Here is a 6,494-nt window from a genome sequence, read left to right as displayed (position 1 = left end):
GCCTTGAACCGCAGGGTTTCGTTCGATCGTACTGGGGCGAAACGGGTCCGGGTGCACGACGGAAGTACTACACGATAACCGAGAAGGGTCGCGCAGCTTATCGGCAAAACCTAGAGGACTGGAAGCGTGCACGTACGTTAATTGATCGCCTGGTGTCAGGCACGGAGCAGGAGGGGTGATCGTGGAGGCAATAAGGTATTACGTCAAGGGCGCCTTCCAGGGCGTCAAGGAGACACCGCAAGTTCTTGAACAGCAAGAAGAGCTAATTGCGGACATCTCCGCCAAGGTGGAGGACTTGGTGTCAGAGGGCAAAACACGCGAGGAGGCTTTAGGGGCGGCAATCGCGTCCATGGGCGAGTTGTCCGCTCTCGTAGACGAGTTCAGAGCCGAGCAAGAAGCCCTGAACCTCAGCGCAGACGCTCCCCTAGTGCCGACGGTCGAGGTGTACTCAGGGAGTCTGGAATTCCATATCGCGGCGATAACCACCGGGGTCGTCGCCTTCCTAATGCTGATGTGCACGGCGGTCGGGGCGGTTACAGACACCATCCTTGGCTTCGTCGGCGTCGTCCTGCTCGCCCTCCTGGTTGCAGCTGCGTGGTGGCTACGCGACACCTACATAAGATCTGCGCCGCGCTGGAGTGAAGTTGAGACGAGGGGGCTCGTCCAAGGAAAAAGATTGCTCAAGTCCATCGGTCTTGCCGCGGCGATTGCCTTCGTCGCGGTCTTCGTGAACTTAAACTTCCAGCGAAACGAATTCTGGTTCTGGCCACTATGGGTCGCAGCGACCGCACTGCCAATCCGGCTGATGGTGGAATGGTTCGCGATACGACAGGGCTGGTTTCTCGCCGAGGATGCATCTCTGACGGTGGAAATCGACCAGTTCGCCTAGCCCAGAGGGGTCATCGTTACGCAACGGCCGAGGGCTGCACCTTGTGCGCAGGCCTCGTACGTGCTCGAGCTAGAGCTCGCGGCGCTGGAACACCAGCGCCGCGAGCGCGACGAGCACCACCGTCGCCGTGATCGACGTAGCCACCGGCCACGCGATCGACAGGTCCGGCTGCCCGAGCACGATGCGGTCACCGAGGCCGATGAGTCCCGCCGGCGAGTAGTCGCGTGCGACGTGCCATATTGAGAGGATCGACATCGCGAAGAACACTGCGATGCCCGCTCCAGCAGCCCCGGCTTGTGACTTGAGCAGCACCGAGAAGAGCATCATGAGCGCGACGAGGAACGCCGCAAGCACGTACCACACGCCCACCATCGCCGCGAACTCGGCAAGCAGCGACGTGTCGAACATGATCGCCGTCACACCGGCGCACAGCGCGGCTCCGACACCTCCGGCTACCGCAAGCAGGATCCAGTTCGATACCGCCTTGGCGACCACCATCGCCGTGCGCGACACCGGCTTCGTGAGCACGAGTTGCGCCGTACCGCTCCGGCGCTCGCCCGATATCGCCCCCGCTGTCGCGATGATGAGCGCGATCACCGCGATCTCAATGGCGTTGTTGTTGAACTGCAGGTAAGCATCGGCCGTCGTCGCCGGAGGGATCTCGATCACGATCCCTTGAGCCTCGGAGCCTGCCATCGAGGAGACCAGTGCCGGGGTAACCTCGGCGATGAGCGGGCTCGTCAGACCGAAGAAGATGAGGATCCCGGGCACCACGTACAGCCGCCACGTACGGACGATCTCGGTCAACTCCTTGCCGAGGAACACTGCGAATCCGTGCATCAGGACCTCCCCCCTACGAGCTCGACGAAGACGTCTTCGAGTGTCGGCTCCTCGTCGACCATGCGCACGAGCGCCATATGCTTGCTCGCCACGATCGCGGGAATAGACGTGCGCGCCGCATGCAGGTCGCCTACCACGCACCGCACCGTCTGGCCGTCACGCTCGCACCCCATCGCCCACGGCTGAGCGGAGAGCAGCGCCTCGAGATCCTCGGCGCCACGCTCGACCTCGACGGCAAGGCGCACCGCGTGACCCTCGCGCTTGAGCTCGGCGATCGTCGCCTGCCTGACCACGCGACCGTGATCGAGGATGGCGACCATGTCGCACACACGCTCCACATCGGTGAGGATGTGCGTCGAGAAGAAGACCGTGGTCTTGCCTCGCAGAGCCGCAATCATCTCGAGCACGTCCTTGCGGCCCATCGGGTCGAGCGCGCTCGTGGGCTCGTCGAGCATGAGCAACTTGGGGGCGTTGATGAGTGCCTGCGCCACACCGAGCCGCTGCTTCATGCCGCGCGAGAAGCCGCCGACCCTCTGCGTGACCCCGGCGAGTCCCGCAAGGTCGAGCAGGGACGCCACACGCTCGTCGAGCAGGCGGCCGCTCACGCCGTGGAGCCGACCTGCAAAGCGCAAGAACTCCTCGGCGGTCATCCACGGATAGTAGCCGGGGACGTCGGGTAGGAAGCCGATCAGCGCGCGCACGTCGTTGGTGGCGCGCACCACGTCGTGCCCGAACACCGTCGCGCCGCCGACGCTCGGCCGGGCCATGCCCGTGAGTATCCGAAGCGCGGTCGTCTTGCCCGCACCGTTGGGGCCGAGGAAGCCGTAGACCGAACCCTCCGGCACGGTGAGGTCGACACCTTCGAGCGCGCGGGTCTCGCCGTAGTACTTCGATAGGCCGGTGATCTCGATGGCGACGCCGGTGGCGGTCGGGGCATCTGTGGCGACGGCCCGGCCGCTCATCGGGTCTCGCGCTCCCCGTAGAGCGAGTCGACAGCGCGGCGAGTACGCTCGTGTGCAGCCGCGTCCGCAGGCGCCGCTTTCACGTCGATCTCCTCGGGTACGTTACGACCGATCGCCAGATAGAGGATCGGGCCGATGAACGAGTTGCCGAGAAAGATGATGACGAGCGCCCACAGCCACTTCCTGCCGAAGCGAACCCGTGGCCGTCGCGCAAGGTCGACCAGCGCGACGACGGTAACAGCCAGTTGCAGCGCGATTAGGGCACCGAGGCCCCACACCACAGATGTCGAGACTTCGAGTGACTCCGCAATCGATTCGATCATCCCCATACACCTCCCTTTCTTTCCAGCAAATGCCCTAACTCAGTGACCGCTACCGCTGCTCGAGCGGGATGTACTCCCGCCTCGCGCCGACCGCTTTGTATGCGGGTCGGATGATCTTGCCGCCGGTAGCGATCTCCTCGATGCGATGCGCGCACCACCCCGCGACACGGGAGATCGCGAAGAGCGGGGTGAAGAGCTCCTTGGGTATCCCAAGCATCTCGCAGACAAAGCCCGAGTAAAAGTCGACGTTGGCGCTCACGCCCTTCTGCATCGTCCTGCTCTTCGCGATAACCTCGGGCGCGAGACGCTCGATCCGCTCGTAGAAGCGGAACTCCATCTCTCGGCCCTTCTCGACGGCGAGCATCTCGGCGTAGCGCTTCAGGATGAGAGCGCGCGGATCCGAGATCGAGTAGACGGGGTGCCCCATCCCGTAGATGAGTCCAGAGCGGTCGAACTCCTGCTTGTCAAGAATCCTGCCGAGATAGGCGGCAATTTCGTGCTCATCTTCACAGTCACGTACGCGCTCCTCGGCGTCTGCGAGCATCTCCAGCGCCTTGATGTTCGCACCGCCGTGACGCGGCCCCTTCAGCGAACCGAGCGCGGCGGCAATAACCGAGTAAGTATCGGTCATTGACGAGGTGACCACGCGAGTCGTGAACGTCGAATTGTTTCCGCCCCCGTGCTCGGCGTGCACAACAAGCGAGAGGTCGAGCAGCGTCGCCTCAAGCTCGGTGTACTTCGAGTCAGAGCGGAGCATGTGCAAGAAGTTCTCGGCGGTTGAGAGCTCACGCACCGGCCGGTGGATGACAAGACTCTTGCCGAGGGAATCATCGAGATGCGCCTGATAGGCATAGACGGACAGCATCGGGAGCTTGGCGATCAGATGGAGACTCTGTCGCAAGACGTTCGCGATCGAGGTGTCGTCCGCTCGGTCGTCGAGCGTGTAAAGCGAGAGCACCGTACGCGCGAGCGCGTTCATGATGTCCCGGCTCGGCATGTCCAAGATGCCGTGGTGCACGAACTGTCGCGGCAGTTTGCGGTACGAAGCGAGCGCGTCCTCGAACTCGGCAAGCTCGTCGGCGTTTGGCAACTCGCCGAAGAGAAGCAGGTACGCGGTCTCTTCGTACCCCCGACGGCCTGCCGAAGTGAAACCTTCCACGATTTCGTTGATCTCGATGCCGCGGTAGATGAGCTTCCCAGGAGACGGATGGCTCGTGCCTGTGTCGGTGTAGTAGCCGATGACATCGCCCACCTGCGTCAGGCCGGCGACCACACCTCGACCGGACTCATCGCGCAAGCCCCGCTTGACGTCGTACTTCTCGAAGAGTTCCGGCGCGAATACGCTGTTCGCCTCTGCGAGCTTGCTCCACCGTGTGAGATTCACATCGTTCTTGGGCATCAATACTCCCCATTATGTCGCCAGGAAACCGGATGTGACTGGGCGCACTCTCGCCTGGATCATGCGGCGATAAGCAGACGACATGTAAGGTCTCGTGATCTTTCGGGAATATAGTATATCCGTCATCCATGGTGTCCGCTACCGCCTCTTGACCGTGCGCTGCGCTGGTGTTACCCTTTATACTACTTCTAGTCATACCTAGGGTGATACATCATGGCGAAGACAACCATCTCCGTCCCCGACGCGCTGCTCGAAGATATCGACCGGCGTGCCGCAGAGACGGGCACCACTCGAAGCGGCTTCGTGCAGGAGGCAGCCGCTCACTACATCGCAACACTCGATGCCGAGCAGGCCCGCGCCGAGCGCATCGAGCGCATCGACGCGGCGATCGACAAGATGCGAGAGGCCGCCACGCACATGCCCAAGGGCACCGACGGAACAGCCATCATCCGCCGCTTCCGGGACATGCCGGAACCCTGGATGCCATCTGTCGCGAAGGAAGACAAGTGAGCGACACCGGCCGCTCGGTCTTGGTGATCGACAGCTCCGTCGCCTACAAGTGGTTCAACAACACAGATGAGTGCCACGTCGAGTACGCACTCGAGCTCCTGTCCGCCCACTCCCGGGGTGATCTTCTTCTCGCGGCCCCACCACACATGCCTACCGAGGTGCTCGGCGGGTTGCGTTACGCAAACCTCGATGCGGCAACACTTCACACGGCCGCCGAGGGACTCTTCGAGGCCGACATCCTGATCGTCCCGCTCGATGCCGAGCTCATGAAGACCGCACTCGATCTCGCGCTCGCACACGATCTGACGCTGCACGACGCGGCGTTCCCCGCCCTGGCGATCAAGCTCGACTGCGAGCTGGTGACGGCCGACAGGGCACTCGCACGGGTGACCGAATGCCCGGTCAAGCTGCTGGCGTAGAGCTGCCTGCGCGATTGCGGCCGGGGCTGCACCTTGTGCGCGTCAGCCCGTCAGAATCGCGTGAGCCGCAAACGCTGCAGCCGGAGCGTAGATCGCCTCGGAGAGGATGCCAAGCACAGCCTCTTTAGCGCTCGTCCGGCCCGAGACCGCCTCACCTATCTCGCTTGCGGCGAACATGACGAACCAGATCGCGCCGTAAGCAAGCCAGCGGTCGGCCCACACCGCCGAGGTCAGCCAGAAAACGATCACGAAGGCAACGGCCGTGCCGAACTTCGTGAGCAAGATGCCGAGGAGAAACCTGCGGGGCGACACCTCTTGAGGCAGCTCGACGCCCCCGAACGCACTGGCGATGCCGTAGACGACGAACGGCACCACGTAGATGATCGCCAGCACCGCGAGTACCGCCCATACGACCAGCATCACCACCGCCCCCCCCTATTCGCGCCAATGTTCCGGATGGTTGAGCGCATCAGCGCAGAGAATGGTACCCCGAACGCGGCCCACATAGCCCATGCTGAGCTCGCGAACCATCCAGGCCTCTGGAGGCGATATGGGATACGGCGCGTCAAGCCCGACCGGAATCGCGGGAGCGAACCCGTGCCGGGGATAGTAGTCCGGATGCCCCAGAACGAAGACCAGATCGACACCGGACCGTGCAAGACGCTCAACACCGCATTCGATGAGGGCCTTGCCGACACCACGTCGCTGGGCATGCGGCACAACCGCCAGCGGACCCAGTATCGAAATCAACGGCTTGCGCGCTCCGTCGAGCTTTGCCGGTGTGAACATGATGTGACCGACCGCCTCATCCCTCTCCCATGCGAGCAGGGAGAGAAGAGGCTTCGCTGTAGGGTCTTCCAGCAGCTCAGACACGAGCTCAGCGACGTCGGAACTCGCGAACGCCTCGCGCTCTATCTCAAGCACGCGCGCTAAATCTCCCGGTGTCGCTTCCGTGATATGCAACTGGCACTCCTCTCTACGAAACACCATTTCGCCTAACCCCTATGAGACGGCTGGCCCGATTCCGGTGTATACGTGGATCGTCAGCGGTGTCTATCGGATCGTAATCACCCGGCTGGCGAAAGAAGTAACGGGTCGCGGGCCCCCGCTGCTTGCAAATACATAGTAGACGTAGTTGCCGGGCGGCAGGAG

At 62.9% G+C, this 6,494-nt stretch carries 10 protein-coding genes; 4 read left to right on the top strand and 6 right to left on the bottom strand.

Annotated features, from left to right (window positions below):
* Together KGZ89_04785 and KGZ89_04780 are read left to right on the top strand one after the other, a co-directional pair.
* A partial coding sequence (locus KGZ89_04785; GenBank protein MBS3974165.1) for a PadR family transcriptional regulator occupies window positions 1–179 on the top strand: 179 nt, incomplete at its 5' end.
* Window positions 176–889 carry a hypothetical protein gene (locus KGZ89_04780; protein MBS3974164.1) on the top strand — a complete coding sequence of 238 codons (714 nt, stop codon included), beginning with the start codon at window positions 176–178 and terminating at the stop codon, window positions 887–889. The genes KGZ89_04785 and KGZ89_04780, both read left to right, overlap by 4 nt.
* A 69-nt stretch (window positions 890–958) precedes the next feature.
* Here KGZ89_04780 and KGZ89_04775 read toward each other — a convergent pair whose 3' ends face one another.
* Genes KGZ89_04775 through KGZ89_04760 form a run of 4 tightly spaced genes read right to left on the bottom strand, consistent with a single transcriptional unit; the run spans window position 959 to window position 4,413 of the window.
* Entirely contained in the window at window positions 959–1,729 is a 771-nt protein-coding gene (locus tag KGZ89_04775; protein ID MBS3974163.1) for an ABC transporter permease subunit, read from the bottom strand.
* Window positions 1,729–2,691, bottom strand: coding sequence for an ABC transporter ATP-binding protein (locus tag KGZ89_04770; GenBank protein MBS3974162.1), 963 nt, complete (start codon window positions 2,689–2,691; stop codon window positions 1,729–1,731). Before KGZ89_04770 ends, KGZ89_04775 begins: the two co-directional genes overlap by 1 nt.
* Window positions 2,688–3,014: a PLDc_N domain-containing protein gene (locus KGZ89_04765; protein MBS3974161.1), complete on the bottom strand. Its 327-nt coding sequence runs from the start codon at window positions 3,012–3,014 to the stop codon at window positions 2,688–2,690. The genes KGZ89_04770 and KGZ89_04765 overlap by 4 nt, the downstream gene beginning before the upstream one ends.
* A 49-nt stretch (window positions 3,015–3,063) precedes the next feature.
* Window positions 3,064–4,413 (bottom strand): citrate/2-methylcitrate synthase, encoded by a 1,350-nt coding sequence (locus KGZ89_04760; GenBank protein MBS3974160.1) that lies wholly within the window; start codon window positions 4,411–4,413, stop codon window positions 3,064–3,066.
* 213 nt (window positions 4,414–4,626) lie between these two features.
* On the opposite strand from KGZ89_04760, the gene KGZ89_04755 reads away from it, so the two are divergent.
* Together KGZ89_04755 and KGZ89_04750 are read left to right on the top strand one after the other, a co-directional pair.
* Window positions 4,627–4,923: a ribbon-helix-helix protein, CopG family gene (locus tag KGZ89_04755; protein MBS3974159.1), complete on the top strand. Its 297-nt coding sequence runs from the start codon at window positions 4,627–4,629 to the stop codon at window positions 4,921–4,923.
* On the top strand, window positions 4,920–5,342 hold the full coding sequence (locus KGZ89_04750) for a type II toxin-antitoxin system VapC family toxin (protein ID MBS3974158.1): 423 nt from the start codon (window positions 4,920–4,922) through the stop codon (window positions 5,340–5,342). The genes KGZ89_04755 and KGZ89_04750 overlap by 4 nt, the downstream gene beginning before the upstream one ends.
* 42 nt (window positions 5,343–5,384) lie before the next feature.
* Here the strand turns inward: KGZ89_04750 and KGZ89_04745 are convergent, their stop codons facing one another.
* Together KGZ89_04745 and KGZ89_04740 are read right to left on the bottom strand one after the other, a co-directional pair.
* Window positions 5,385–5,765, bottom strand: a complete 381-nt coding sequence (locus KGZ89_04745) for a hypothetical protein (protein MBS3974157.1) — start codon at window positions 5,763–5,765, stop codon at window positions 5,385–5,387.
* 12 nt (window positions 5,766–5,777) lie between these two features.
* Entirely contained in the window at window positions 5,778–6,332 is a 555-nt protein-coding gene (locus tag KGZ89_04740) for an N-acetyltransferase (GenBank protein ID MBS3974156.1), read from the bottom strand.
* Window positions 6,333–6,494: the final 162 nt, after the last annotated feature.

Source organism: Actinomycetota bacterium (assembly GCA_018334075.1).
Taxonomy (GTDB): domain Bacteria; phylum Actinomycetota; class Coriobacteriia; order Anaerosomatales; family UBA912; genus JAGXSC01.
The sequence above is the reverse complement of the archived record's forward strand: the minus strand, read 5'-3'. Positions and strand labels throughout refer to the sequence as shown.

What these genes read in the sequence shown, in the direction of transcription:
- KGZ89_04775 (MBS3974163.1), bottom strand. Translation starts at nt 1,729, where the DNA reads ATGCACGGATTCGCAGTGTTCCTCGGCAAGGAGTTGACCGAGATCGTC.
- KGZ89_04770 (MBS3974162.1), bottom strand. Translation starts at nt 2,691, where the DNA reads ATGAGCGGCCGGGCCGTCGCCACAGATGCCCCGACCGCCACCGGCGTC.
- KGZ89_04765 (MBS3974161.1), bottom strand. Translation starts at nt 3,014, where the DNA reads ATGATCGAATCGATTGCGGAGTCACTCGAAGTCTCGACATCTGTGGTG.
- KGZ89_04760 (MBS3974160.1), bottom strand. Translation starts at nt 4,413, where the DNA reads ATGCCCAAGAACGATGTGAATCTCACACGGTGGAGCAAGCTCGCAGAG.
- KGZ89_04755 (MBS3974159.1), top strand. Translation starts at nt 4,627, where the DNA reads ATGGCGAAGACAACCATCTCCGTCCCCGACGCGCTGCTCGAAGATATC.
- KGZ89_04740 (MBS3974156.1), bottom strand. Translation starts at nt 6,332, where the DNA reads ATGGTGTTTCGTAGAGAGGAGTGCCAGTTGCATATCACGGAAGCGACA.